The 936-nt window shown below is 56.4% G+C and carries 1 protein-coding gene; it reads left to right on the forward strand.

Features of this window, described 5'->3' with window-relative positions:
• Nucleotides 1-936 (forward strand): SulP family inorganic anion transporter (locus DMG62_25070; GenBank protein PYY19024.1); only part of this gene is annotated, 936 nt, incomplete at both ends.

Below are 936 nucleotides of genomic sequence, written 5' to 3' on the forward strand. Positions count from 1 at the left end.
TCCGTATGCTGGGTCTGGAAGGGCAGGGAGTCAAAACAGTGGGTGAGATACCTGCTGGACTTCCCGTGCTGAAGGTTCCGCATTTTCCGCTCTCCATGGTTCCAAGCCTTCTTGGAGACGCTGCGGGTCTAGCGTTGGTCACCTTTTCGAGCATGATGTTGACTTCACGCAGTTTCGCCTCGAAGAACAGGTACGACATAGACGCGGACAGGGAATTCGCGGCGCTGGGTACCGCCAATATTGCCTCAGCACTCTCTCAGGGTTTTGCAGTGAGCGGTGCGGATTCTCGAACGGCCATGAGCGATGCGACTGGCGGGCGTACGCAAGTGACTGGATTATTCGCGGCTGCAACGATCGCAGTTGTGCTGCTGTTTTTTACAGGCCCTCTCCGGTATGTTCCCACAGCCGCTCTTGGTGCTGTGCTTGTGAAAGTTGCGGCGTCTTTGGTGGATCTTCGCGCACTGGGCAGAATCTATCAGATTGACCGCCGAGAGTTCGCTTTATCAATCGTGGCCACATTGGGCGTAGTTGCGGTCGGTTCAATGGAGGCCATTCTGGTCGCCGTCGTCTTGGCGATCTTACGTTTCGTAAAGCTCGTGTCTCGTCCAAAGATCGAGATCCTCGGCGAAGTGAAGGGTTTCCCGGGTTTTCATGCTGTCGACCGTCACCCCGAGGCCGTCACCGTGCCCGGTCTAACGCTTTTGCGTTTCAATGCACCCATTGTGTTTTTCAATGCACCTTTCTTCAAACGGGGAGTGATTGCAGCTGCAGACGCTGCAGGCCCATCCCTGAAGTGGCTCGTACTGGACATGCTTCCTATTACACTCGTGGACACGACCGGGCTTTACACAGTAGACGAAATCGCGGATACGCTGCGAGAGCGCGGCGTGGTTCTGGCCGCTGCTGGCCGACAAACGGAGTGGCGTCTTTGGGCCG

The sequence above is a fragment of the Acidobacteriota bacterium genome, from assembly GCA_003225175.1.
GTDB lineage: Bacteria > Acidobacteriota > Terriglobia > Terriglobales > Acidobacteriaceae > Gp1-AA112.